The 26,676-nt window shown below is 66.2% G+C and carries 18 protein-coding genes and 3 tRNA genes; 10 read left to right on the plus strand and 11 right to left on the minus strand.

Annotation, left to right across the window (positions count from 1 at the left end):
* Positions 1–2 precede the first annotated feature (2 nt).
* Positions 3–3,548 (minus strand): transcription-repair coupling factor, encoded by a 3,546-nt coding sequence (gene mfd, locus RHOSA_RS0111990; protein WP_322786840.1) that lies wholly within the window; start codon positions 3,546–3,548, stop codon positions 3–5.
* A complete protein-coding gene (locus RHOSA_RS0111995; protein ID WP_027288862.1) occupies positions 3,515–3,805 on the minus strand; it encodes an FAD assembly factor SdhE in 291 nt (96 codons plus the stop codon). The genes mfd and RHOSA_RS0111995 overlap by 34 nt, the downstream gene beginning before the upstream one ends.
* A gap of 224 nt (positions 3,806–4,029) precedes the next feature.
* Between RHOSA_RS0111995 and RHOSA_RS0112000 the strand changes: the two genes are divergently transcribed.
* Together RHOSA_RS0112000 and recG are read left to right on the plus strand one after the other, a co-directional pair.
* Positions 4,030–5,475, plus strand: a complete 1,446-nt coding sequence (locus RHOSA_RS0112000) for a hypothetical protein (RefSeq protein WP_156092712.1) — start codon at positions 4,030–4,032, stop codon at positions 5,473–5,475.
* Positions 5,476–5,592: 117 nt separating this feature from the next.
* On the plus strand, positions 5,593–7,674 hold the full coding sequence (recG, locus tag RHOSA_RS0112005) for an ATP-dependent DNA helicase RecG (protein ID WP_027288864.1): 2,082 nt from the start codon (positions 5,593–5,595) through the stop codon (positions 7,672–7,674).
* Here recG and RHOSA_RS0112010 read toward each other — a convergent pair.
* From RHOSA_RS0112010 to RHOSA_RS0112030, 4 genes are all read right to left on the minus strand, one after another.
* Positions 7,671–8,672, minus strand: coding sequence for a sodium:calcium antiporter (locus tag RHOSA_RS0112010; RefSeq protein WP_244880638.1), 1,002 nt, complete (start codon positions 8,670–8,672; stop codon positions 7,671–7,673). The two genes, recG and RHOSA_RS0112010, sit on opposite strands and share 4 nt — an antisense overlap.
* Before the next feature lie 115 nt (positions 8,673–8,787).
* Positions 8,788–10,320 carry a DUF502 domain-containing protein gene (locus RHOSA_RS25760; protein ID WP_242468785.1) on the minus strand — a complete coding sequence of 511 codons (1,533 nt, stop codon included), beginning with the start codon at positions 10,318–10,320 and terminating at the stop codon, positions 8,788–8,790.
* Between the two features lie 187 nt (positions 10,321–10,507).
* Positions 10,508–10,594 (minus strand) — tRNA-Leu (locus tag RHOSA_RS0112025).
* 62 nt (positions 10,595–10,656) lie between these two features.
* Positions 10,657–10,743 (minus strand) — tRNA-Leu (locus RHOSA_RS0112030).
* A gap of 180 nt (positions 10,744–10,923) precedes the next feature.
* Between RHOSA_RS0112030 and RHOSA_RS0112035 the strand changes: the two genes are divergently transcribed.
* A complete protein-coding gene (locus RHOSA_RS0112035) occupies positions 10,924–11,145 on the plus strand; it encodes a hypothetical protein (RefSeq protein ID WP_027288866.1) in 222 nt (73 codons plus the stop codon).
* A 318-nt stretch (positions 11,146–11,463) separates the two neighbouring features.
* Positions 11,464–11,763 (plus strand): hypothetical protein, encoded by a 300-nt coding sequence (locus RHOSA_RS0112040; RefSeq protein WP_027288867.1) that lies wholly within the window; start codon positions 11,464–11,466, stop codon positions 11,761–11,763.
* Between the two features lie 7 nt (positions 11,764–11,770).
* Here the strand turns inward: RHOSA_RS0112040 and RHOSA_RS0112045 are convergent, their stop codons facing one another.
* Entirely contained in the window at positions 11,771–13,930 is a 2,160-nt protein-coding gene (locus RHOSA_RS0112045) for a S9 family peptidase (RefSeq protein ID WP_027288868.1), read from the minus strand.
* Between the two features lie 48 nt (positions 13,931–13,978).
* Positions 13,979–14,239, minus strand: a complete 261-nt coding sequence (locus RHOSA_RS0112050) for a hypothetical protein (RefSeq protein ID WP_027288869.1) — start codon at positions 14,237–14,239, stop codon at positions 13,979–13,981.
* 127 nt (positions 14,240–14,366) lie between these two features.
* Here RHOSA_RS0112050 and RHOSA_RS0112055 point away from each other — a divergent pair, with 127 nt between their 5' ends.
* Positions 14,367–14,837, plus strand: coding sequence for a flavodoxin family protein (locus tag RHOSA_RS0112055; RefSeq protein WP_027288870.1), 471 nt, complete (start codon positions 14,367–14,369; stop codon positions 14,835–14,837).
* Positions 14,838–15,151: 314 nt separating this feature from the next.
* Here the strand turns inward: RHOSA_RS0112055 and RHOSA_RS0112060 are convergent.
* From RHOSA_RS0112060 to gyrA, 3 genes are all read right to left on the minus strand, one after another.
* A tRNA-Lys gene (locus RHOSA_RS0112060) sits at positions 15,152–15,227 on the minus strand.
* Positions 15,228–15,340: 113 nt separating this feature from the next.
* Entirely contained in the window at positions 15,341–15,889 is a 549-nt protein-coding gene (coaD, locus tag RHOSA_RS0112065; protein ID WP_027288871.1) for a pantetheine-phosphate adenylyltransferase, read from the minus strand.
* A gap of 52 nt (positions 15,890–15,941) precedes the next feature.
* On the minus strand, positions 15,942–18,761 hold the full coding sequence (gyrA, locus tag RHOSA_RS22165; protein ID WP_037256222.1) for a DNA gyrase subunit A: 2,820 nt from the start codon (positions 18,759–18,761) through the stop codon (positions 15,942–15,944).
* A gap of 316 nt (positions 18,762–19,077) precedes the next feature.
* Here gyrA and RHOSA_RS22170 point away from each other — a divergent pair, with 316 nt between their 5' ends.
* From RHOSA_RS22170 to RHOSA_RS0112095, 5 genes are all read left to right on the plus strand, one after another.
* On the plus strand, positions 19,078–19,653 hold the full coding sequence (locus RHOSA_RS22170; RefSeq protein ID WP_051432095.1) for an MSMEG_1061 family FMN-dependent PPOX-type flavoprotein: 576 nt from the start codon (positions 19,078–19,080) through the stop codon (positions 19,651–19,653).
* A gap of 446 nt (positions 19,654–20,099) precedes the next feature.
* A complete protein-coding gene (locus RHOSA_RS0112080) occupies positions 20,100–22,217 on the plus strand; it encodes a TonB-dependent siderophore receptor (protein WP_037256224.1) in 2,118 nt (705 codons plus the stop codon).
* Positions 22,218–22,389: 172 nt separating this feature from the next.
* Positions 22,390–23,295 carry an ABC transporter substrate-binding protein gene (locus RHOSA_RS0112085; RefSeq protein WP_081728688.1) on the plus strand — a complete coding sequence of 302 codons (906 nt, stop codon included), beginning with the start codon at positions 22,390–22,392 and terminating at the stop codon, positions 23,293–23,295.
* On the plus strand, positions 23,282–25,267 hold the full coding sequence (gene fhuB / locus RHOSA_RS0112090; RefSeq protein ID WP_051432096.1) for a Fe(3+)-hydroxamate ABC transporter permease FhuB: 1,986 nt from the start codon (positions 23,282–23,284) through the stop codon (positions 25,265–25,267). The genes RHOSA_RS0112085 and fhuB overlap by 14 nt, the downstream gene beginning before the upstream one ends.
* A 115-nt stretch (positions 25,268–25,382) precedes the next feature.
* Positions 25,383–26,555 carry a hypothetical protein gene (locus RHOSA_RS0112095; protein WP_027288875.1) on the plus strand — a complete coding sequence of 391 codons (1,173 nt, stop codon included), beginning with the start codon at positions 25,383–25,385 and terminating at the stop codon, positions 26,553–26,555.
* Positions 26,556–26,676 lie beyond the last annotated feature (121 nt).

Consider the following 26,676-nt stretch of genomic DNA (forward strand, 5'->3'; position numbering starts at 1 on the left):
CCCTACGCCGCCTGCTGCGGCTGCGCCAGCCTGGCCAGGCGCTCGACCAGATGACGGATGCCCTGAACGCGCTGCTCGGGGGTGTTCCAGGTGCGCTTGTAGACCAGCTTGTGGTCCGGGCGAAGCTGCACCTGGCCCGGCGCCTCCTGGATGAACTGTACCAGCGCGTCCGGCCGGGCAAACTGATCCTGGTGGAAGGTCAGGACGGCACCCTTCGGCCCGGCGTCCACCTTTTCCACGCCGGCATCGCGGCAGAGCTGCTTGATCTGAATGACCTGCAGCAGGTTCTCCACCTCCGGCGGCAGCGGCCCGAAACGGTCGATCAGCTCGGACGCGAAGGCGTCGATATCCTGCTTGTCGACCAGCGTCGAGATCCGGCGGTACAGCCCCAGACGCACGTTCAGGTCCTGTACATAGCGTTCAGGGATCAACACGCTGGTGCCGATGTTGATCTGCGGGGTGAAGCCTTCCTCCGCACTCGCCTCGGCACCGCCGCGGCCAGCGCCCTGCTTGGCCTGGGAGACCGCTTCCTCCAGCATCTGCTGGTAGAGCTCGATGCCGACCTCCTTGACGTGGCCGGACTGCTCCTCGCCGACGAGGTTGCCGGCACCGCGGATGTCCATGTCGTGGCTGGCAAGCGTGAAGCCGGCGCCCAGGTGATCGAGCTGCTGCATCACGTGCAGGCGCTTCTCCGCCGCGTCGGTCAGCTTACGGCCGGGCTTCAATGTCAGATACGCGTAGCCGCGCTGCTTCGACCGGCCGATCCGGCCGCGCAGCTGGTAGAGTTGGCTGAGGCCGTACATGTCCGCCCGGTGGATGATCAGCGTGTTAGCGGTCGGCACGTCGAGCCCGCTTTCGATGATGTGGGTCGAGAGCAGCACGTCGTACTGGCCCTCGTAGAACTCCGTCATCACCTTCTCGAGTTCCTTCGCGCCCATCTGGCCGTGAGCGACGGCGACTTTGACCTCCGGCACCAGCTTTTCCAGCCGGTCGGTCACCTCGGCCAGGTCCTCGATCCGTGGGCAGACGTAAAAGGTCTGCCCGCCGCGCCAGTGCTCCCGCATGATCGCCTCACGCACGACCACGGGATCGAACGGCAACACGAAGGTGCGCACCGCCAAGCGGTCGACCGGTGGGGTCGAGATCAGCGACATCTCGCGCACGCCTGACAGCGAGAGCTGCAGCGTCCGGGGGATCGGCGTGGCGGTCAGGGTGAGCACGTGCAGATCGCCGCGCAGCTCCTTCAGCTTCTCTTTCTGCTTGACGCCGAAGTGCTGCTCCTCGTCGACGATCAGCATGCCGAGATCGCGGAACTGCACTTCCTTGCCCAGCAGCGCGTGCGTGCCGACGACGATATCGGCCTTGCCGTCCTCGAGGTCCTGCTTGACCTGCTTGGTCTCCTTCGCCGTTACCAGCCGGGAAAGCTGGCGCACCTGCAGCGGATAGCCCTGGAAGCGCTGTTGGAAGGTCTCCGCATGCTGGCGAGCGAGCAGCGTGGTCGGGACGATCACCGCCACCTGCTTGCCGTTCATCGCCGCGACGAAGGCCGCGCGCATCGCCACTTCCGTCTTGCCGAAGCCGACGTCGCCGCAGATCAGCCGGTCCATCGGCTTGCCTGCCTGCAGGTCGGCCAACGTCTCCTCGATCGCGTTAAGCTGGTCGTCGGTCTCAGCGTAGGGGAAGCGGGCGCAGAACTCGTCGAACTCCTGCGGCGGGGACAGCGGCTCCATGCGCTTGAGCTGACGGTCGGCGGCGATCTTGATCAGCCCGTCGGCGATCTCCTTGACCCGCTCCTTCACGCGGGCCTTGCGGGCCTGCCAGTTGCCCTGCCCCAGCTTGTCGAGCTGGATGCCGTCCTCTTCCGAGCCGTAGCGGGACAGCACCTCAATGTTCTCGACCGGCACGAACAGACGGTCACCACCAGCATAGGTGACCTTCAGCATGTCGTGCGGCGCGCCGCCGACATCCATGTTGATCAGACCGTCGTAGCGCCCAATGCCGTGATCGACGTGCACGACCAGGTCGCCCTCGTGCAGGCTGGAGACCTCGGTCAGGAAGTTCTCTGCCTTGCGCTTGCGTCCGCGCGGTCGGGCGATCCGTTCGCCCAGGATGTCCTGCTCGCTGATCAGCGCGGCAGAATCCCCGACGAAACCGTGCTCGAGCGCGAGTGTCACCAGCGCGACCTGCCCGGCGGGAAGCTGGCGCGCCTCGGGCCAGCTCGACACGGCCGCCAGGTTCTCGATGCCATGCTCCTTCAACACGCTTTCCAGGCGCTGACAGGAACCTTCGGTGTAGCCGGCGACCGCCACCCGGCGCCCGTTGCCGCGCTCCTGGCGGATCGCGGTCTTGAGCGTGGTGTAAGGCTCGCCCGCCTCGCCTTTCTTGCGTGCAGCGGAGAAATCGTGTCCTGGCGCCCCGCGAGCATCCAGTACGGCCGTTTCGGTGTCGGTCGGTGCGTTGTAGGGCTGGAACTGCGCGACCGGCCGGGCCTCTAGGGTACGCGACCACTCCTCGGCGCTCAGGTACAGGCGCTCCGGCTCCAACGGCTTGTAGGAGGGAACGTCCAGCCCCTCGGTGCTCTGCACCGTCTTGCGGGCATCGTAGAAGTCGTGGATCGTCTCCAGACGGCTTGCCCGGCTTTCCTCCACCTGCCGTTCCATCGTGACCGGCGTGGTCTCGGGCAGATAGTCGAACAGGGTGGCCATCCGCGCGTAGAACAGCGGCAGCCAGTGCTCCATGCCGGTGTAGGGCCGGCCTTCGCTCACCGCAGCGTAGAGCGGATCGTCCTTGGACGGCGTGCCGAAAATCTCGCGATAGGCCGTACGGAACCGCTCGACCGTGTCGTCCTCCAGCACGACCTCACTCACCGGCTTCAGCGTGAAGCCGGGATGATTGCCGGTGGTGCGTTGGGACAGCGGGTCGAAGGTGCGCACGCTCTCCAGCTCGTCGCCGAAGAAGTCCAGGCGCAGCGGCTCCGGCTCGCCCGGCGGGAAGACGTCGACGATGCCGCCACGCACCGCGTACTCACCGGTATCCCCCACGGTATCGGAACGGACGTAGCCGTTTTCCGCGAAGAAAGCGGTCAATCGGTCGGGGGCGATCTGCGTGCCAGCCTTGGCGGTCAATACGCGTGGGGCGATGACGTCAACCGGCGGCACACGCTGCAGCAGCGCGTTGACGGTGGTCAGCACGACCACCCCGGTTTCGGGCAGACCACCGGCGGCCAGGCGGCTGAGAGTGTCGACGCGCTGGGCAACGACATCGCGGTGCGGACTGACCCGGTCGTAGGGCAGACAGTCCCAGGCCGGGAAGCGCAGCACGGTGATGCCTGGGTAGAAGAAGGCCAGCGCCTCGGCCGCGCGCTCCAGCCTGGCGTCGTCGCGGGCGACGTGCAAAACGGGGGCGCCGGCACGCTCGGCCGCGGCCTCGCCCAGCAGCCAGGCGTCAAAGCCTTCGGGCGCGCGGGCGATCAGCCAGCGGCGGTTTTCGGAAAACGCCCGGGCGAGCGGGTTCTTCAGCGGTTCACCAGATCGACGCGGTACTTGCACAACTCACGCAGCAGTTTGCTGTCCAGCTCTTCGGGAATTTCAGCCTGACCGGTGATCCAGGCGTACAGATCGCTGTCGGGCAATTGGAGAAGCTGCTCGTAACGCCTCAGCTCCTCCGGGGTCAAGCTGGCGAGCGTCTCGTCGGCGAAACCGCCGATCAGCAGGTCCATCTCCCGCGTGCCGCGGTGCCAACTGTTGAAATAGGCCCGCTTGCGCCGGATCTCGAGTGCGCTGGGTGGATCAGATGTCTCGCGCATACGCCATCCTGTCGCTTGGTGAAAGGCCCCGCCTTGCCGCCGGGATATAGGCCCACGCTGCGCCCCTGTCACGACCGTTGCCGGGAGTGTTGGCGTGTAAAAGCAGAATCTGCACGCAATACGTGTTGTTTCGACGCCTATTTCGTTTATCGGGAGGCGCGCTCAAGGTAGACTGTCCCCGTCGGTCGGACTCAACCGCCGACGTAAAGGGGAGGCCAACCCACATGACCCGCACAATGAGGATCGGCCGAGGTCTTGCCGTCGTGCCGTTAGCGGCGGCCAGCCTCACACTGGCAACACCGGCTGGCGCCATCGACTTGGGCACAGACTTGCCAGCGAACGTCTTCCCGGACCATCCGTTCCCGGTTTCACAGACCGTCATCAACGAATGGATCGACAAAGGCAACGATTCCGACATTTACGCGCATGGTTGGACCCTGTGGGCCGGATTGACCTCGGACAGCGGCAGCACCGCCCGCGGGGTCGAGAACGCGCCGATCTATCTGACGTGGGCAACCCCCGATCAACTCGCGCACGCGCCGACTGCTGGTGAGAACCTGGTCGCCCGCAACGAGCCGCTACGTCTGCAGCCGCCCCGTCAGTTCCATAGTGGGCACCCTCGAGTTACGGCCCCGCAGGCAATTGGCGACGCGCGCTGCGGCGGCAGTGGCAAGCCCGATACCTGCATTGTCGTTACCGTCAATTACAGCCCGTCGGCCGCGCACCATGTGCTGAGCAATGACTTGCTGGCGCAGAGCACACTCGCTCGCTACGTGGAGGAAGGCTACTCGGAAATCCCCAACCTGCCCTACGATGCCGTGACGGTGAAACCGGTCTACAAGGTCATCTCGCAGGAAAAGCTGGACGACAACGGCCTGTACGCGATGCCGGTCTGGCCCGGCACGCCCGAGCCTGCCAAGACGTTCGGCGAGGAAGTGTGGAATCAGTGCGTCCACATCGACCCGAACAACCAGGGTCAGGGAGACGGCTCAGTCGACCAGGGCTGCACGGGGGCGAGCCCGTCCACCACCTACAATTTGTCCGATTTTATCCATTACCCGGTTACGAAGGCAGATCAGGCCTATCTGCAAAACCTCAGCGGCGGCCAGGAAGGCACGCTCGAAGTCGGCGACACCATCATCCTTGTGGCCATGCATGTAGGCAGCCGCGAGATCAAGCGCTGGACCTGGCAAACCTTCTGGTGGACCGCAGACCCCGAAGCGCCGAACGCGCCAAGCAGTCAGGCGATGGCAGCTGCGCAGCCGGAGCAGCTTCCGGCACCGGCCAGTCACTACGCCATGTCGGCGGCATATCAGATGCTCGCCCCCGCCCAACCGCTGAACGATGGGGAGAACTACGGCGCCCTGCTCCCGGTCTACAATCCCTATCTGGAAGCCGGGTTCGATCCGCAAACCTTCAAGCTAAGCCGGCCGGTCATCGTACCTGATTCGGGGCTGACCGCGACCCGCTACGGGGTCGAGACGAACTGCATGACCTGCCATGGCCTGGCTGCCTACGATCCGGCCGCGATCTACGACGATACCGGCCTAAACCGGGAGACGCCCTACGCTGCCAACTTCTACCTGCCCCTCAACGATCGGGTATTCGACGGCAAGCTGAAGCTTGATTTCGCCTGGTCGATCCTGGGGGCGATGGACCAAAGCCGCTGAGGGCCAGGGCGTAGGATCGACGGCCCGTTTTCTGGAACGCCTCGGCCTGCTAAAGCACGGGGGCGCGGCGGATGTCCGTCGTGCTCCCCGTGTGGTCGCGGAGTCGGAGGCCAACCCCTGCGCCCGGAAGTTCTGTATCCCCTGTTCCGGCCGGTCACGGAGTTACCGGGCATCGGGCCGCGCAACGCCAAGCTGTTCGAACAGCTGGCAGGCGGGCGCGTGGTCGACCTGTGCTGGCACCTGCCCTCCGGCGTGATCGACCGCGGCTACCAGCCGAGGGTCGCCGACGCCGAACCGGGCCGGATCGCGACCCTGACCGTCAACGTCGAGCAGCACCTCGAGCCGCGCAGCCGCAAGCAGCCCTACCGCGTGCGCTGCTGGGACGAGTCCAGCGCGATCGACATCGTTTTCTTCCACGCCAAGCCGGACTACGTACGCAAGATTCTGCCGGTGGGCGCGACGCGGATCGTGTCCGGCAAGGTGGAGAGCTATCACGGCCTGCCGCAGATGGCCCATCCGGACCACGTCGCCCCGCCCGAGCAGCGGGAATCCGTCGGCACGGTCGAACCCGTCTACCCCCTGACCCAGGGGCTAACACAGAAGGTCGTGCGCAAGGCCGTCGCCGCGGCGTTGAAAAGCGCGCCGGAACTGCCCGAGTGGCTGGAGCCCAGCTACCTGCGCCAACAGGGCTGGGCGCCCTGGCGCCAGGCACTGGAGAACGCGCACGCGCCGGGCTCGGAAGCCGAGATCGACCCGCAAACCCCGGCGCGGCAGCGCCTGGCCTATGACGAATTGCTCGCCAACCAGCTCGCGCTCGCCCTGGTTCGACGCAGCCAGCGCAAGACGAAGGGACGCCGGATCGCCGGCGACGGTCACCTGCGGGAGCAGGCCCTCTCCGCCCTGCCCTTCGAACTGACGGGTGCGCAAGCCCGCGCGACGCGCGAGATCCTGGCCGACATGGCCGACGACGCGCGGATGCTGCGCCTGCTACAGGGCGACGTGGGCAGCGGCAAGACAGTTGTCGCGCTGCTCGCCATGCTGGCCGCGGTGGAGGCCGGCGGCCAAGCCGCCCTGATGGCGCCGACCGAGATCCTGGCGCGCCAGCACTACGCCACCATCCAGCCGCTGGCCGACGCCGCGGGCGTCGAGGTCTTGCTGCTCACCGGCCGCGACAAGGGCAAGGCGCGCCAGCAGGCTCTAAGCCGCCTGGCCAGCGGCGACGTCAAACTCGCCGTCGGCACGCACGCCCTGTTCCAGGAGGATGTTGCGTTCGACAATCTGTGCCTGGCGGTGATCGACGAGCAGCACCGCTTCGGCGTGCACCAGCGCATGACGTTGCAGGCCAAGGGGCGTGGCGTCGACGTGCTGGTGATGACCGCCACACCGATCCCACGCACCCTGATGCTGACCTCCTATGGCGACATGGAGGCCTCCAAGCTGGACGAGAAGCCAGCCGGGCGAAAGCCGGTAGACACGCGGGTCGTTGCGCTCGACCGGCTGGACCAGGTCGTGGACGGGGTCGGCCGGTCGATGGCGGCCGGGCATAAGACCTTCTGGGTATGCCCACTGGTCGAGGAATCCGAGGCGGTCGAGGTCGCCGCGGCGGAGGAGCGTTACACCGCACTGAAAAGCCGGTTCGGCGCGCGAGTCGGGCTGGTGCATGGGCGCATGCGCGCGGCCGACAAGGACCGCGTGATGGCCGAATTCAAGGACGGCGACATCGATATCCTGGTCGCCACCACGGTGATCGAGGTCGGCGTCGACGTGCCGGCGGCAACGATCATGGTGATCGAGCATGCCGAGCGCTTCGGTCTTGCCCAACTGCACCAGCTGCGCGGGCGGATCGGCCGCGGCGATCAGCAGGCAACCTGCCTGCTGCTCTATCAGACGCCGTTGGGCGAGACGGCGGCAGAGCGGCTAAAGGTGATGCGCGAAAGCGAAGATGGCTTCCGGATCGCCGAGCAGGACCTGAAGTTGCGCGGGGCTGGCGAGCTCCTGGGGACGCGGCAGAGCGGCTTTCCCGAGTTCCGCCTGGCGGACCTGAGCGTGCACGACGATCTGCTGGCGACCGCACGCGACGACGTGCAACTGGTGCTGGAACGGGACTCCGAGCTGCAGGGGGACCGCGGCCGGGCATTGCGTGTGCTGCTTTACCTGTTCGAGCGCGACGCGGCAGTGAAGTATCTGCGCTCCGGCTAGATTCCCCAGGCCTGTACCCCGATGCCCGCGAGGTAGAGGGCCAGCAGGGCCACGCTCTCGAAGCCGATCCCGCCCACGCCCTGACGCTGGCGCTGCAGCAACCCCATCAGCAACGTCGCCGTCATCGCGATCGCCCAGGCGATCAGGAACAGTTCCGCCTGCCCGATCGCATGGAACACCGACCCCGGGCGGTAGGACACATCGGAGGCGACCAGGAATAGCACGTCGAAGGTGTTGCCGCCGATGATGCCGCCGACCGCGAGCGTGAGCGCGCCCCGCCGCACGGCGGCCAACGTGGTCACCAGTTCGGGCAGCGACGTTGCGACCGCCGTCATCAGCGCGCCGACGAACGACTGCGACAGTCCCGTCGCCCCGGCGATCGCGAGACCGGAGCGCGCGACCAACCAGCCGGCGAACGCGAGCAACGCGAGCAACAGCGTGAACCGCACCACAAGCCCGGGCGCCCCCGGCCCTTCGAACGAGCGGTCCTCGGGCGTATCCGTGCGCAATTCGCGCGTTTGCCGGGGCACCCACATCGGGTGCTCGCGCACGCTGTCCGCCAGCTTCAGGCCCCCGATATAAACAGCCACCAGGACCGGTGTGATCGGATGCACGCCCAGCACGGCAACCGCCGACGTCACGGCAGCGAGCAACGGTAGCGACAACATCAGGATCAACAGCGCCGCCTGTACCAGGTTGGTTACCGAGGCGGCTGCGTGCTCAAGATTGGCACGCCGGTAAGTCAGATCGGCGAGCGCCAGAAACACCGTCTGTACCGCGATCCCGCCCACCGCATTGGACACGGCGAGCGACGCCTGCCCGTCCAACGCGGCGGTAATCGAGGTGACAGTGCCGGACAGCGATGTCGCGATCCCCAGCAGCACGCCACCGATCAGCGCCTCGCCAAGGCCGGTGCGGTCGGCGATGACGTCTGCGAGGTTGGTCATCCGGGTGCCGGCGACCGCGATGACCAGGGCGCTGATAAGAAATACCGGCACGGCGGTCGTGAGATCGAACGCCGGCAAGTGGGGCCCTAACGGATGAAAGGCTTTACGAAACGGGTTTACGCGGTCGGAAGGTGGGAAGCTGGACGGCAGCGCACAACCAGGGCCGTTAACGACCGCCTTGCTGCGCGGCAGTTGGTACGCTTTGGTTCCCCGAGCCCGGTGCGTCGCCGTGCCCGCCCTCTGGCTTTTGCAGCTCCGGCGGTTCCGGTGGGGTGATGATGCCACCAGAGATGATCATCTTGGCGCCCTCCTCGACCGTCATGGTCAGCACTTTCGCCTCGGCCTTCGGGACGAACAGCAGGAAACCGGAGGTTGGATTCGGCGTGGTCGGCAGGAAGACGTTGATCGACTCTTCCGGGGCCTTGCGCGCCACATCCCCCTGCGTCTCGGCCGTGAGGAAGGCGAGCGCCCAGCTGTCCGGGCGCGGGTATTGCACCAACACGACCTGCCGGAAGGCGTTGGACCGTTGGGCCAGCACCGTTTCGAAGATCTGCTTGATGGCGCTGTAGACGGACCGGATGACCGGAAGACCGTTCAGCAGCCGCTCGTAGACCGTCATCAACAGGCGCCCGATCAAGCCGGTGGCGAACATGCCGACCAGCGTGAGCGCGACGAACACGACAAGCACGCCAATTCCCGGCACCGAGAACGGCAGATAGCTTTCCGGATTCCAGCCCGGCGGCATCAGCGGCGTCACCCGGGAGTCGACGAACGCCACCACGTTCCAGGTGATCCAGACTGTAATCGAGATCGGGGCCGTCACCAGCACGCCGGCCAGGAAATAGTTGCGCAGCCGCGCCAGCAGGCCGAAACCGCGATGCCCGTCGTCACCGGCCTGCTCCTGGCGGGCCAGTTCCTGCTCCAGCACGTTGCTGGCCGTGGCGGTGGAAATATCGCTCTCCGCGAAGGCCCCGGGCTCGGCCTGGGCCGCGGGAAAGGGCTCGGCGCGCTCCGGCGGGCTAATGATGCCGCCGGAGATGATCAGCTTCGCCGCCTCCTCGGTCGACATGTCGAGCAGGCGCACGTCGCTTTTCGGAATGAACAGCAGGAAACCGGTCGACGGGTTCGGTGTCGCGGGGACGAAGACGTTGACCACCTCCTCGTCGGTGATCGTCTGCACCTCCCCCTTGGTCGTGCCGGTGATGAAGCCGATCGCCCAGGTCCCCCGGCAGGGATATTCAACCAGCACGACCTGCCGGAAGGCGTTGGAGCGCTGAGCCAGGACCGTTTCGAAGATCTGCTTGATGGCGCTGTAGACGGACCGGACGATCGGCACGCGATCGACCAGTTTTTCCGCCTCCCGCATCGCCCAGCGGCCGAGCAGTCCGGTTGCGAGAACGCCGATCGTGACCAGGCCCACCGCGGCGATGATCAGGCCGACACCGGGGACGTCGAACGGTAGATACGTCCGCGGACGCCATGGCGGGGGGATCAGCGGCGTCAGGGTGGCGTCGACGAAGGAGACGAACTCCCAGGTCAGCCATAGCGTGATCGACACCGGGGCGGCGATCAGCAGCCCGGCCAGGAAATAGTTGCGCAGCTTGCTGCCCAGGCCGCCTACCGGCTTGGCAACGAGGGCATAGGGGTCGCGTCGGCTTGGTCCCTGGTCGAAACCGTGTTTGTCGGATTTCCGCGTCATCGCCGCCTAACAGGCGCCCCCGGGATCATTGCACTGCCGACATAGATGTAGCAGGGGCGCGCCTTGGCGACCAGCGTACCTGGACTCCCCGACGCGTACGCACAGACGTACGGCACACACGTTGGTCGTACTCGACCATGTGCGACACGTAACGCGAGCGAACATCTACTCGAAAGCACCGGGAAAATGGTGCGGCTGGCAGGACTCGAACCTGCACGGGCTTACGCCCACTGCCACCTGAAGACAGCGCGTCTACCAGTTCCGCCACAGCCGCACGGGCGGGAATATGTCGACCGGCCTCTCGTCTCCGCGGCGCACCTTGCCCGGCGGGGCGGATGGTGCGGCTGGCAGGACTTGAACCTGCACGGGGTAACCCCCACAGCGCCCTCAACGCTGCGCGTCTACCAATTCCGCCACAGCCGCGGAAAGTCCGGTGAACCGCGGCCCCCGCCGCGATCCGCCGGTCATGTATCGCACCGTACGCACTTGTGCAAGGGCATTTTAGACCTGTGTTTCAAAGTCATGTCGCTTGCGCTTCAGCGCACCTGCGTGCTCGGCTGCACGCCACGTTCGCCCCGACACCACAGCTACAGCGCAGTTCACATGAAGACCGGATCCATCATCCTGCTTGCCCTCGCAGCGCTGGCGGCCGTCGGCGGCGTCTCGGCGTACGTCTGGGTGTCGCTCGGCGACGTCGAAATCTCCTGGCTGGGCCTGCTGGCGATGGGATTCGGAGTCGTGTTCAGTCTGGGACTGGGAATCGGGCTGATGGCGCTGGTGTACTTCTCCAACAAACGCGGATACGACGACGAGGCCGGTCACTAGCGTCGGCGCGGGCAAGGTAGGACGGTTGGGCCCATGAATCGTGCATTCACGGCAAGCAGATAGACCTCGCGCCGCAAACAGGCTTAGGATTCGAAAACCCGAAAGGCGGATGCCACCAAAGGCGAAAGCAGTCTGCGCGTCACCGCCGGCTTGCCGCGCCGCCTCACGCCCGAATCCAGGCGCCCCAAGTTTTGGAGACCGCCGATGCCCCTGCGTTTCACCGCTCCCCTTGGAAACCACCGAATCGCCATCGCGCTAGCGACCGTTGCACTTGCCAGCGGGATCGCACTCGCAAGCGCCCCCACAGCAAAAGCCGGAATGAGCCTGAAACAATTCCGCAACTATGCCGCCATGCCCGGCGGCGCGCCCTTGATCCGCAGCTACCTCAGCGGTCTGCGCGACGGCATGATCGGTCTGCAGACCAACCTGAGTGAACAGGGCCTGGAGCCGACCTTCTGCCCGCTCGAAGAAGACATCACCACCGGCACGACCTTCGAGGAGACGGTGATGCGGGAGATCAACCAGCCCGCCGACGGACAGCCATGGCCCGGCGACACGCAACTCGCCACCGTCGTGGCCGCCGCGCTGCAGAACGCCTACCCGTGCGAGACCTACTGAAGCGGTTTTAACCCTCGGACAGGCCAGCGACCTTGAGCATGAAGGCCTGCACCAGCGCAACCTCGTCCAGGCGCGCGAATCGCCCGGCGGCGCCGGCGTGTCCAGCCGACATGTTGGTGTGCAGCAGGATCCGACCGCTCCCAGTCTGGTTGGCGCGCAAGCGCGCGACCCACTTCGCCGGCTCCCAGTAGGTCACGCGCGGATCGGCGATACCGGCGGTGGCCAACACGTGCGGATAGGCTTGGGGTACCACGTTGTCGTAGGGCGAATAGCCCAGCATCCGCCGGGTGGCCTCGGGATCGTGCAGCGGATCGCCCCATTCCGACCATTCCGGTGGGGTCAGCGGCAGGCTGTCGTCGCACATCGTGTTGAAGACATCGACGAACGGCACCTCGCCGACCACCGCACGCCACAGGTCCGGGCGCCAGTTGGTGATCACGCCCATCAGCATGCCGCCCGCGCTGCGCCCGTTCGCGATCAGGTCGCCCGCCTTGACGGCCCCGTCGGCAACCAGCTGGTCGGCCACCGCGATGAAATCCCGGAAGGTGTTCTCCTTGTTTGCAAGCTTGCCGTCCAGGTACCAGCCGTAGCCGCGATCGCTGCCGCCGCGCACGTGCGCGATGGCGTAGACCATGCCCCGATCGACCAGGCCAAGCCGGTCCGGGGAGAAGCTGGCCGGGATCGCCATGCCATAGGCGCCGTAGCCGTAAAGCAACATCGGCCGGCCGGCCTGTGGTGGCGCGTCGGCCCGGTACAGCAGCGTGACCGGAACCTGCGCGCCGTCGTGGCTGGCAACCCAGCGCCGTTCGAGCCGGTAGGTCTCGGGATCGTGGCCGCTCGGGACCCGCTGCTCCTTGCGCAAGCGCGCCGCGCCCGTGGCCATGTCGACATCGTAAGTCCGCCGCGGCGTGCGCGGGGAACTGTAGACCAGGCGCAGCGTCGTGGTATCGAATTCCTCGCCTGGCAGCAGCGCCAGGGAATAGGCGGAATCGTTCGTGTCCGCGCGGCCCCAGGTTCCGGGGTCGACCGTATGCTCCGCACCGGTCTCCAGATCACGGACCACAACACGCGGCTGCGCGTCCGCCAGTTCCAGGCGCACGAGGTGACGTGCGAAGACCGCGAAGCTCTTGATCAACGTGCCAGGACGATGCGGCACGAGATCGGTCCAGTTACCCCGCTGCGGATCGCCCAACGGCGCCTTGACGATCTTGTAGTCCCGGGCGCCGTCGGCGTTGGTCAGCAGAAGCACCCGGTCCCGCCAGGTGGCAAGCTGCACGTCCAACTCGGGCACGCGGGCATGCAACAGCTGCGGCGCGGCGTCTGGCCTATCGGCGTCGAGTGCGCGCAGCTCGGTGGTGTCCGAATGGTCGGAGCCGGCGATCACGATCAAAGCACGGCTTTCCGTCTTGCCGACGCCGAGATAAAAGGCCGAGTCCGTTTCCTCGTACAGGAGGGTGTGGGCCGTGCCGGTCACGTCCGTCCGAAAAACGCGCGAGGGACGGTGGTTGTCGTCCAGCGCGGTGTAGATCAGCGTCTGCGAATCGTTGGCCCAGACGAGGTCGCCCTGCAAGGCCGAAGCCCCCAGGTCGTGGGTCTCGCCAGTGGTCGTATCCAGCAGCTTGAGGCGGTGATATTCCGAGCCGGTCAGGTCGACCGCGTAGGCGAAATAGCGATGGTCCGGGCTATGCTCCGCCGCCGCGAGGCGGAAAAAGGCCTGCCCCTCAGCCGCCGCATTGCCGTCGAGCAGCACCTGCTCGCCATCGAAACCGTCTTCGCCAACCAGATCGGCCGTCTCCGCGCTACGCCTTGGACAGCGGCACCACAGGGGGTGCTGTGCGCCTTCCTGGTAGCGGACGTAGTAGGCCCACTCGCCGTCCGGCACCGGCACGCCGGCCTCGCGCTCCGGCATCCGGCCCCGCAACTCGGCCTTCAGCGTCGCCCGCAGTTCGTGGACATCGGCCAGCGCGTGTTCCAGATAGGCGTTCTCAGCCTCCAGGTGCTGGCGAATCTCGTCCTCGATCTTGCTGGGATCGCTCAGCGTCGTCTGCCAATCCGCGGTGCGCAGCCAGGCATAGGGATCGGCCGTCTCCACGCCATTGATCCGGTGAACCGTGTCACCGCTCCGGGCTTGCGGTGGCGTGGCGCGGGTAGCGCGATCATCGGGCACGAGAGAGCACTCCGGGATTTCGGTGGCTAAGACGGGATGGCGGTATGCTTACGGGCCGTTGCGGCCCAGCCGGTCCAGAAGGCCGCGCAGCAAGGCGTAGGCAGCTAGGCCAATCACCACGACGACCGCGACAATCGCGGCGATGCGCAGCAGTTCCCAGGCCAAGAGTAACGGCCAGAACGCCATCGCGACGTAGACGAAGGCGTCCCCCCAGTCCACCTCGCCATACGCGATCAGATGGAAGGCCAGGCCGGTGACGGCGTAGAACAGCAGCGCGATCAGGCTGCCCATCGCGGTCCGCGGTTGCATGACGAGTTCGACTCCCGACAGTCATCGTCCAGGCCCCGATATAAGGACGCGACCGCCCACACGTCAGCCCCTTTCCAGCCCCGCGCCGGTTTGTCCACGCCCTGGTTTCAACATAGCGTAGGCCACAATGAGCGCACGTAAGCACCTGCTAGTGGTCGCCCATGCCCCCTCGCCCAACCTCGCGCGGCTGCGCGACGCGGCGCTGGAGGGTGCGCGCGACGCGGAGATCAAGACGGTCGAGACACGTTGGAAACCGCCGTTGGAGGCCGGGCCAGACGATGTCATGGCCGCAGATGCCCTGCTGCTCGGCACGCCTGAGAACCTTGGCTATATGTCAGGCGCGCTCAAGGACTTCTTCGACCGCACCTACTACGCGGTGATCGAGGAGAAGCAGGGCCTGCCCTTCGCCGCCTACATTCGGGCTGGACGCGATGGCACGGGAACCAAACGCGCGATCGACAGCATCACCACCGGCCTGAGCTGGCGCCCGATCCAAGAACCGTTGATCCTGCAGGGCACCTTCCAGGAGAACTTCGTCGATCAAGTTCGCGACCTGGCTCAGGCGATGGCCGCCGGGCTCGACGCCGGCATCTTCTGACGACCGCTTGCACATAGGGAAGATGGGGACGGCCCCCGGCGCCGACGGGCACCAAACGCCGGGGGCCATGACCGCGCGCCGGAGGAAAAGACAACGTGCGCGGATGTCTTGGAGGTTGCCGGAGCACGTTCGGTTTCGAAAGCTGACCAGTGGGTCATCGGTCCGGATAGCTATCTATCCGGAAGGATAAAGCCAACGAGTACTCGCGCACCCGAACGCACGCTGATCGCCTCTGAGGGGGACTGCCCAGCCCACCGCAAGGCAGGAAGCAGATTCGACGTTGGTCCAACCTGATCAGCAACTGGGCACAGAGATGGTGGGCCCGCCAGGATTCGAACCTGGGACAGCTCGATTAAAAGTCGAGTGCTCTGCCAACTGAGCTACGGGCCCACACGGGCGGGACTCGGGACACATGCCCGGGTCGAACGGGTCGGGAAACTAGGTGGGGCTGGAAGCGCGGTCAACCGCGTTCAAAACCGCCGTCATGATCGCGGTAAATCGCTTCAACTGGCCGTGCCCCCGGCGTGGCTTCGCCCCCCGTCCCCCTGAGCGTCGAACCGCGCCTGCAACCGTTCGGCGACGCGGCTGGAGACGAACGAACGAATATCCCCGCCCAGCGACCCGATCTCCTTGACGAAGCGCGAGGAGATGAACTGTTGGCGCTCGCTCGCGGTCAGGAAGACGGTCTCGATCTCCGGATTCATCCGGGTATTCATGCAGGCCATCTGGAACTCGTACTCGAAGTCCGAAACCGCGCGCAGACCACGCAGGATCACCCGGGCGCCGACTTCCTGGGCGAAGTGCATCAGCAGCGTGTCGAAGGCGCGCACCTCGACCGTGGCGCCGTTGATGTCCAGCGCCTCCAAATCCTCCTGGATCAGCGCGACGCGCTCCTCCGGCGAGAACAGCGGCCCCTTGCCGGCATTGTTGGCCACCGCGACCACCAAGTGATCGACCACCTTGGTCGCCCGCTGGATGATGTCGCTATGGCCCAGCGTAATCGGGTCGAACGTGCCGGGGTAGATGCCGATCAAGGGGGGACGCCCGGTCATGGCCTGCTTGCCTCCGTCGTTCGCCGGCCCGGTTGCGGGCATGGGGCCTGCGTCAGCTGTCCGTTTCGGGTGTTGTCGGGGCGTCGGGACCAGACGTTTCGCCTTCCCCGCCGTCGTCTGCCGGCGGTGTGCCCGGTTCCTGCGCCTCGGCGGCATCGGCCGCTTCCTCAATGTCCTGCTCGCCCAGGTGCGCGACGGAAACCACCCGCTCGCCGTCGGCGACACGCAGGAGACGCACGCCCCGGGTGTTGCGCCCGGCGATCCGGATGCCCTGAACCGGACAGCGGATCAGCTGGCCGCCATCGGTCACCACCATCACCTGATCGTTCGGATCGACCGGGAAGGCCGCGATCATCTGTGCACTGCCCTTGCCGCGGGCCAGATCCATCGCGGTGATGCCCTGCGTGCCGCGGCTGGTGATCCGGTACTCGTAGGCCGGGGTCAGTTTGCCGAAACCGTCATCGCCAACAGTCAGCAGCAGTTCTTCCTGATCTTCCAGAGCGCGCAGTCGCTCAGCACTGATGCCGTCGGTGGCCGCACTTTCCGGCGTCAGGCCGGCATCATCGCCATTGCCTTCGCCGTTCGCCTGCCGGCGCTTCTGCGTGGCGTAGCGCAGATAAAGCTCGCGCTCCTCCGTGCTGACCTCGACGTGATGCAGGATCGACATCGAAATCACCTGATCGTCGCCGCCCAGGCGCATACCGCGCACGCCGGTGCTGTCGCGGCCCTTGAAGACGCGCACGTCGGTGACCGGGAACCGCACCGCCTTGCCTTGCAGGCTGGCCAGCAGGACGTCCTGATTGCCTTCCGCGACGCGCACGGACACCAGCCGGTCGCCTTCATCCAGCTTCATGGCGATCTTGCCGTTCGCCTTGACGTTGGTGAAGTCGGACAGGCTGTTCCGGCGGACGTTGCCGCTTGCCGTGGCGAACATGGCGTACATCTCGCCCCAGGCGTCCTCGTCCTCCGGCAGCGGCATCGCGGTGGAGATCGTCTCCTCCTGCTCCAGCGGCAGCAGGTTGCGCACATGCTTGCCGCGCGAGGCCGGCTGGCCGGCCGGCAGGCGATAGACCTTCAGCTTGTAGGCCATGCCGCGGGAGGAGAAGAACAGCACCGGGGTATGCGTGTCGCAGACGAAGACCTGGCTGACGAAGTCCTCGTCTTTGGTCGACATGCCGGAGCGGCCCTTGCCGCCGCGCCGCTGCGCCCGGTAGGCACTGAGCGGCACACGCTTGACGTAGCCCGCGTGGGAGATGGTCACGACCATCTCCTCGCGCGGGATCAATGCCTCGTCGTCCTGCTCGAACTCGGCGTCCTGCAGCTCAGTGCGACGGCCGTCGGCGTAGCGGTCCTTGGTCGCGACCAGCTCGCCGCGCAGAACCTCCATCAGCTTCGCCCGCGAGCGCAGAATCTCCAGGTACTCCTGGATCTTGTCGACGATCTCCCGGAGCTCGCCCTCGATCTTTTCGCGTTCGAGACCGGTCAGGCGGTGCAGCCGCAGATCCAGGATCGCCTTCGCCTGCGCTTCCGACAGCTTGTAGGTGCCGTCCTCGGCCACCCGGTGGCCGGGCTCGTCGATGATCTCGATCAGCGGCGCCACCTCGGCCGCTGGCCAGGCACGCTCCAACAGCCCCTGGCGTGCGGCCTCCGGGTTGGGTGCGTGACGGATCAGCTGGATCACCTCATCGATGTTGGCGACCGCGACCGCCAGGCCCGCCAAGGTGTGCGCCCGCTCGCGCGCCTTACGCAGCTCATAGGCGGTGCGCCGGCGGATCACCTCCTCGCGGAACTCCACGAAGGCGGCGATCACGTCCTTCAGCGACAGCATCTCCGGCCGGCCGCCGTTGAGCGCCAGCAGGTTGACGCCGAAGGTCGTCTGCAGCGGCGTGTGCTTATACAGCTGGTTCAGCACCACCTCGTGCTGGGCACCGCGCGAACACTCGATCACCACGCGCAGACCATCGCGATCGCTCTCGTCGCGCAGGTCGGAGATGCCCTCGATGCCCTTGTCGCGGACCAGTTCAGCGATCCGCTCGACCATCCGGGCTTTGTTCACCTGGTAGGGCACCTCGGTGATCACGATCGACTTGCGATCCTTGCCCAGGTCCTCGAAGTGCGTCTTGCCGCGCACCACGATCGAACCGCGCCCGGTGTGGTAGGCGTCGCGAATACCCTTACGCCCGATCACCACGCCGCCGGTCGGGAAATCCGGCCCGGGCACGTGCTGCATCAGGTCGTCGACCGAGACGCTCGGATCGTCGACATAGGCGCAGCAAGCGTCGATCACCTCGGCCAGGTCGTGCGGCGGTACGTTGGTCGCCATGCCGACCGCGATGCCGCCCGCGCCGTTGACCAGCAGGTTCGGGAACCGCGCCGGCAGCACCGTCGGCTCGCGCGTCGTCTCGTCGTAGTTGTCCTGGAAGTCGACCGTGTCCCGGTCGATGTCCTCCAGCATCGCCTCCGAAGCGACACGGGCGAGCCGGGCCTCGGTGTACCGCATGGCCGCTGGCGGGTCGCCGTCCATCGAGCCGAAGTTGCCCTGCCCGTCGACCAGCTTGACGCGCATGGAAAAGTCCTGGGCCATGCGCACCATGGCATCGTAGATCGCCGCGTCGCCGTGCGGGTGGTACTGACCCATCACGTCGCCGACGATGCGCGCGGACTTGCGGTACGGGCGGTTGAAGTCGTAGCCGCCCTCCTTCATCGCGTAGAGGATACGCCGGTGCACCGGCTTCAGGCCGTCGCGCACATCAGGCAGCGCCCGGCTGACGATCACGCTCATCGCGTAATCCAGGTACGACCGGCGCATCTCGGTCTCAATCGTGACCGGCTCGATCCCGTCGTTTCCGTTTGTCGGAGGCGTCTCGCTCAAAATCGGTCCCTTCACTGGACAACCACGGGCAAACGGATGTGCCCCATCCCACGTCCGCCCGCTACGCACCCCTGCTCGGCCAACACGCGCGGATGCGCGCGACTCTGGCCGGCACAAGCGCGCAAAGCCATAGCAGTTTCCCAAAGACCGGACAATCTAACCCAGTGTGGTCCGTAGGCGCTATCTCAGCGAGGCTTGTGGGCGGTCACCAGAAACGCTGGAACCAGTCGATCGCACTTCCGGCTTGTGTCGGCACGGGGCGCTGGCTTAACGCAGGAACGGTCGCCTTCCGCGCCACACATCCGACGGCCCGCACATGACCGAAACGATCCAGACAATTGACCAACTCCGGGCGCTCTATCCGGACGCCAAGCCGGTGGTCCGCCAGAAAGAGCTGTCCGCACTCGACCGGCACGCCCGGCGCTTCGTCGAGTTATCGCCTTTCGTTATTCTCGGAACCCAAGGGGCCACGGGCAACGTGGACACCAGCCCGCGCGGCGGGCCACCGGGGGTCGTGCGAGTGGCCAGCGACCGGACCCTGCTACTGCCCGACCTAGCGGGCAATAACCGTCTAGATTCCCTGCAAAATATCGTCGAACGCCCGGCTGTCAGCCTGATCTTCCTGATCCCCGGAATCAATGAAACCCTGCGGGTTCGGGGACGGGCCGAAATCGTGGTTGCGGAGGCCATGCTGCAGACGTTCGAGGTGGACGGCAAACGCCCGCGGTCGGTGTTGCGGATCACCGTGGACGCCGTTTACCTGCACTGCGGCAAGGCACTGATGCATGCCGCCCTGTGGGACCCGGAAATACGGATTGATCGCGCCTCTCTGCCCTCGCTGGGCGCCATGATCCGCGACCAGATCGGCGAAGGGCTGACGCCGGAGCAGTGATCCGTACGCACCGCAAGCAAGCGGCGCGGATTTGGTAGCGCACGCCACCCTGTTATTGCGACTGCACTTCATTTGCATTATGGTCGACGGCGTACTATGGACCGGAAGGCGGTGCTGCCTCGTGACGATGTCGACCAAAGCGATGATGTGGGTTCCGCCCGGAGCCTGATGACCAACAGCTGACCCGGCGCTCTGTCATCCGCCCATCGACGGATCGCTGTTGGGTTCGGTTGCCCTGGACGTCATTGCAGGCCGCTGCTGCACGGCCCCTCCCCTAATCAAAAGCGCAAATCCGTTCGCCCGCCCTGACCGGCGGCTGCGTAAGTGCGTGCTATTGACCGCCGGATCGACGCTTTCCCAAAGAAATCCAACGGAACCGCATCCGAAGCAGGAGCCGTATTGTGTCATCTGCCCAGCCCCCTTTTTGCCGCTATCTCCCGTATTTAATGGTGCTGGCGTTATCCAGCAGTCCGGCGATCGCCCAGGACGAGAACGACAGCGGCAGCGTCGAACTGCCAACCCTTGTCGTCGAAGGCGAGGAAGTCGGCGGTATTGCGGATCCGGCCTCCCCCGAGGGCTATGTGCCGACCGAGTCGACCGCCGGATCGAAGACCGCTACGCCGATCGAGGAGATCCCGCAATCGGTCTCCGTCATCGGCCGCGAGGAGATGGACGACCGAGGCGCCCAGAAGGTCGACGAGGCGCTGCGCTACACACCCGGCGTATTCGCCCAGCCGTTCGGCGTCGATACCGACACCGATTGGGCCTACATCCGCGGCTTCGACGTCACCCAGTCCGGCATGTTCCTGGATGGCCTGCAACTCTACTCCTACGCCTTCGCCGGCATCATCAATGACTCCTTCCTGCTGGACGGCGTTGAAGTGCTGCGCGGTCCGGCCTCGGTGCTCTACGGAGGCTCCAGCGCCGGTGGCGTCGTCAACCAGTTGTCAAAGCGAGCGAACGGCGAGCGAATCCGCTATCTGGAAGCCGGCATCACCGATTCGCCGAACGGTTACCTCGGCTTCGATATCGGCGATCAGGTCAGTGAAGACGGCCCCTGGAGCTACCGCCTGGTCGGCCGGATCAAGGGCGGCGACACGCAGGTCGAACACGCCGACAACTTCCGCGGCGTGATCGCGCCGAGCCTGCTGTTCGAGCCGGACAACGACACCCGCCTGGAACTGTTCGCCTCCTACCAGTACGACGACCAGCGCCACACCAACGGGTTCTTTCCGTACGTCGGCACGGTGGAGCGCGCTTCCTACGGCTATATCCCCCGGGACCTCTATTACAGCGAGCCGGAGCGCGATAAGTTCGAGGCCGAACAAAGCTCGATCGGCTACGAGCTTGAGCACCAGCTGAACGACACCGTCACACTGCGCTCGACGTCGCGCTGGTTCCACGTCGAACGGGAGGAGTACGGCCCCTATCCCTACGATACGAATACCAGCGACGACGTGCTCAGCCGGATCAACTTCGCTCACGATACCACCGCCGACCTGGCCCAGACCGACAATCAAGCGATCTTCGACGTCGACACCGGGCCCCTATCCCACACGTTGATGACCGGCGTTTCCTACGAGAACTACCGGATCGACCAATGGCAGGCCTCGGGGTCCGCACGGCCGCTTGACCCGAAAGATCCGACCTACACCAACAGCGGCCTGACGCTGAACGATCCCTACACCGATGAAACGATCACGTTGGACCGCCTGGGTCTCTATGCGCAGGATCAGGTGAAGTTCGGCGATGGCTGGATCGTGACGCTCAACGGGCGGTACGACCGGACCTGGATCGACCGCAATGACCGCACCGCCGCAGATGTCGACTATAGCGACCAGGATGGGGCCTTCAGCGGCCGCGCGGGGCTAGCCTATGCGTTCGACAACGGCATCACCCCCTACGTCAGCGCCACCCGTTTCTTCGAGCCGCAGATCGGCACCGACGGCAACAACGACCCGGTCGGCCCACAAACCGGCAACCAGTACGAAGCCGGTGTGAAATATCAACCAACCTTCATGCAGGCGCTGTTCACCGCTTCGGTGTTCGAGCTGACCCGCAGCAATACCTTGCAAAGTGTCTGGGACGGCAGCGGCTACAGCTATTCCACGGTTGGCGAGATCCGCTCGCGCGGCATCGAATTGGAAGCCAAGGCGAACGTGACCGACAACCTCAAGCTCACCGCGGCGCTCACCCGGTACGACCTCGAGATCACGGACGACATCGACCAGAGTATCGTCGGCAATCAACCCCGTCTGGTGCCGGAGACGCTGGCGTCGGTCTGGCTCGACTACACCATCCACACTGGCACCTTCCAAGGACTCGGTTTCGGTGCGGGCGTTCGCTACCAGGGTGAATCCTACGCCGATAACGCCAATACGCTGAAAGTCCCGGACGCGGCGCCCGTCGACGCGGCGATCCACTACGACCGTGATGGATGGGGTGTTTCGCTGAACGTCACCAACGTGTTCGACGAACGCTACGTCGCCGGCTGTCAGGGGGCCGAAACATGCGGCTATGGCGAAGGGCGCACGGCCTTGCTGAAAACCCACATCAACTTCTAACCGGTTGGATGAGCAGGAGGCGGTGATCTATCGCCCCTGCCCGTCACATCGCCAGCACCCGGCGTCCGAGCAGCCGCAACACTGCAAGTGATTTTCATTTGCGCATGAGCTCCGTCCCGTTTACCCGACGGGACCGGAGCCCTTCCCGCTGCCGACGACAGCCCGCCACCTCATGAATGTCATAGCTCAAGCTCAGGCCTCAACGCCGCGGCGACTGCGGCACGTCGCAGCCGTGCTGGCCAGCGTGCTATTGCTGGTCGCGCCTACGCCCGGCCTGACGGCCACCCCGCCGCGCATCGCAACGATCACCTGGGACCTGACGGAAACCCTCATGGCGCTGGGTATTACGCCGGTCGCGGTCGCCAATCTGCGCGGCTACCGGGAGTGGGTGGTGGAGCCTGAAGTGCCCGAGGACACGATCGACATCGGGCTGCGTTTTGCCCCCAGCCTGACGACACTGGCCGCGGCTAACCCCGATCTGATCATCACCTCGCGCTTCCTGCAGGACCTGCCAGAACGCTTGGAGCCAATCGCCCCTGTCGAGGCGCTGACGATCTATCCAGCGGACGGCGACCCGCTGGAACGCGCGGTCGAGGTCACGCAGACACTTGCGGAACGGCTGGATCGCCAGGACGCCTTTACGGCCGTCCAAGACCGGCTGGAGCGACAGCTTCAGCAGCTGGCGTCTAGAGTGGCCGACCACGGCCGCGGCGACCGCGTCTATCTGGTGCAATTCCAGGACTCGGACCATGTCCGCGTCTATGCCGACGGCAGCCTGTTCCAATCCGTGTTCCAACGCACCGGCATCGAAAACGCCTGGGATGGCGAGACCAACGGCTGGGGCTTCGCGCTGATCCCGCTGGCACAGCTCAAGGGGTCGGCCGACCATCTGATCGTGCTCGAACCCGTCCCGGACGAGGCCGAGAGCGTGATCGGCGGCAGCCGTATCTGGCAAGCGCTGCCGGCTGTACGCAACGGGCAGGTACACCGACTGCCTGCGGTCTGGGGAGCCGGCAGCGTTCTATCGGCGATGCGCTTCGCCCGGTTAGTGGAGCAGACTCTGTATGACGACCGCTAGCCTGCGTCCGACGATCCTACCTTGGGCTTGCGGCCTGTTGCTTGTCGTCGCGACCCTTGCGGTGACAGGTGCGAACCTGCACGCGCTCGGCGGGTTGGAGGATATCTGGCGGGCGCTGGAACAGCCGGCCAGCGCTTCCTTCGAAGCGGTCAAGCTGCTCTACGGCTTCGCCCCGCGCCTGGCGGTTAGTTTCGTCGCCGGCGCCGGTCTGGCGGCCGCCGGCACGGTGATGCAGCAGGTCCTGCGCAATCCGATCGCCTCGCCGATGACGCTGGGCGTGGCCGCGGGGGCGCAGCTCGCTCTGTCGCTGATAACGCTGCTGGCGCCCGAACTGCTCGCAAGCCTGCGCGAGCCGGCGGCGATGGTCGGTGGCTCGCTTGCGCTTGCGCTCGTGCTGGCGCTCGGTTGGCGTCGGCAACTCGACCCGGCCACCGTGGTATTGGCCGGTCTGGTGATCAGCCTGTATCTCGGTGCGGTCAACGCCGGCCTGCTGCTGCTCTTTCAGTACGATCTGAACGGCCTTCTGATCTGGGGGAGCGGCGTCCTCACCCAGCATGACTGGAGTGAGCTGACGTTCCTGCTGCCGCGGCTGGCCGCAGGGCTGCTCGCGCTTACCCTGCTGCAGCGGCCGCTTAGCGTAATGACGCTGGACGATGGCAGCGCACACGGCCTGGGCCTGAACCTGCAGCGCGCGCGCGTCCTGACCCTCGCCGTTGCGGTCTACCTCACCACCTGCGTGGTCAGCGCGGTTGGAGTCATCGCCTTCATCGGCCTGGCCGCCCCGGCGCTGACACGCCTTCTGGGCGCCCGGCGGATGCGCCAGCGGTTGCTCTGGGCTCCGGCGGTCGGCGGGCTGCTGCTGACGCTGGCCGACCAACTGGTGCAGAGCCTGGCCGGCGTATTGCCCGGGCTGCTGCCGACCGGGGCGCTGACGGCGCTGGTCGGGGCACCGATCATGCTGTGGCTGCTGCGCGGCATGCACGCCAAGATGCCGGCGGGCCAAGGCGCCTACTTCACAGCCGTTCAGGGCACCGGCTGGCCGGCCGTCAGCCTGATCTGGCTCAGCCTACCGGTCGTTCTGCTGCTGGCGATGACGGTCGTGCACGCCCCAGACGGCTGGATCGTGCAGGCGCCTAGCGCCGTGCTGGCTGAGGCGCCGTGGCGCCTGCCGCGATTGCTGTCCGCGGCGGCCGCAGGACTGCTGCTGGGGGTCGCGGGTACCCTGCTGCAACGTCTCCTGCACAACCCGTTGGCCAGCCCGGAATCGCTGGGACTGAGCGGCGGCGCCCTGACGGGCGTCGTGGTCGCCATGTTCATCCTGCCAACCGCCGGCCACACACTGTTGCTCGGCGCCGGGACGCTGGGTGCGCTGGCGGTGGTCGGCGGGCTGATGATCTTTGCCCAGCGCGCCGGCTACGCGCCGGAGCGTGTGCTGCTGGTCGGCATTGCGCTCAAGGCGGTGTTTGACGCCATCGTGGGGCTGGTCGCGGTCAGCGGGACTCCCTTCTGGGTCGAGCTGCTGAACTGGATCTCCGGCTCCACCTACAACACCGACTGGACGACGGTGGCGGGGACCGCCGGCACCGCCGCCATCGTGCTGCCGCTCGCCCTGGCATTGGCGCGCTGGATCGAACTGATCGCGCTTGGCGACGAACAGGCGGAAGCGCGTGGCCTGGCGGTCGGCTACGCCCGTACGCTGTTACTCCTCCTGGCCGCGCTCGCGACCGCAGCGGCGACATTGCTGGTCGGACCGCTCAGCTTTGTCGGGTTGATGGCCCCGCACCTGGCCTCGATGCTGGGCCTGCGCCGGGCGCGCGCGCAGATTCTGGGCGCGTGCGGTCTGGGAGTCGGGCTGTTGGCGCTGGCCGACTGGGTCGGCCGTGCGGTACTGCTGCCCTACGAACTCCCGGCCGGGCTCGCCGCCTGTCTGATCGGCGGCGTCTACTTCATGTGGCTATTGCGCCGGCTTTAACGGCAACGTTCGCCTCTCCTCCTGATCTCGCAGCCCCTGCGGCCGACATTAACGATTTGTTGCCCGGAACCCGGCAAGCTTTATGCCGTCCCCGCATAGGTAATGACGGGATCCGATGGACAAGGCTGTGGATGAGATGCGCGGCGGGCCCAGGCAGGCGCCCGACGGCGCCGCCGATACCCCGGGTGCGGCCAGCCGCACGGGCCGGGCAGGCGCTGTATTGCCCGAATGGGAGGCCGCGATCGCGCCGGGCGCGCGCTGCCTGAACCCGACAAGCGCCCGCTATCGTATCCGGGCCCGTAACCCGGCGCGCGCGGCCCTCGCCGCCTTGCACCGCCATGGCATGACCGGCGAGCAGGCGCGCGGCTGGGGCATGTGCATCGCCGTCCATCTGCTCCCGGACACCGCGCATCCCCGGGCCGTCTTCGCCCTGGACGGTCCTGCCGGCGAGCCGATGCTGCGATTGCGCTACGCCCGGTTGCTTCCGGGGACCTCCGAGTTACTGACCGGCAGGGATAGCCCATTCGACGAAAGCGCCGTTGCGCGCGAGGTGCCGAAGACGGCCCGTCGCTGGGCCCAAGCGCGGGTCGGATCCAGCGGCATCGCCGAGGTCATGCGCGGCATCTTTTGGCAGCGCGAGGCGACGCTGTACTGTGCGACCGCCCTTGTGCTCTCCGCGTTCGGATTCCCGATGAGTGTCGAGGTGTTTGCCGTCGGTGGCATTCTTCTACTGCTGCAGGGTGCGGTCCGGCTACTGGTACACGAAAGCCGAATCCTCGCGTTGACCCGCGCCTTTCTACGCAACCCCGCGCACGCCAGTGAACTGCGCCAGGATTCCCAACGGATGCTGTTCCTCCGCGGCCACGACCTGCTCGGGGTTACAGGCCGGCAGGTGCGTAAGATCCTGCGCGAACAGGCAGCCATCCCCGACCTGGCGGGACGTAGCCGACTCATGCTGTTAATCGACGAGGACGCCGTTGTTACGACCGGCGCTGGGGCTTACGGCATCGTTCCCGAGGAAACGTTGCCGGAAAGTGAAAACGTTCTCACCGTCGTGTTCCGGCGGCCCAAACGCCCTGACATCACGGCACCGCCATCGGAGCCGCCCACGGCGCAAGAAGGGTCGGCATCGGCTGGCGAGACGCCGCCGCCTCAAGGGTCCGGTAACCTACCCGCGCGTCGGCCGCAGGTAGCGGTCGATGTTGAGGAAGTCGAAGTGATCGAAGCGGAACTGCTTGACCCGGAAGCTTACTACGATGGCCAGCCGGCGCGAAACTGGTGGGCCTGACGTCGGGAGCGGAATCGAACTGTCTTCGCCGTCACACGCTTTCGACGGCATGCGTTCTGGACAGCGGCTCTGGGCAGGCCTAGGCCTTGGACTGGCATTCTGCGTTTACCGAGCCTGAAGG

It is taken from the genome of Rhodovibrio salinarum DSM 9154 (assembly GCF_000515255.1).
Classification (GTDB): Bacteria; Pseudomonadota; Alphaproteobacteria; order Kiloniellales; family Rhodovibrionaceae; genus Rhodovibrio; species Rhodovibrio salinarum.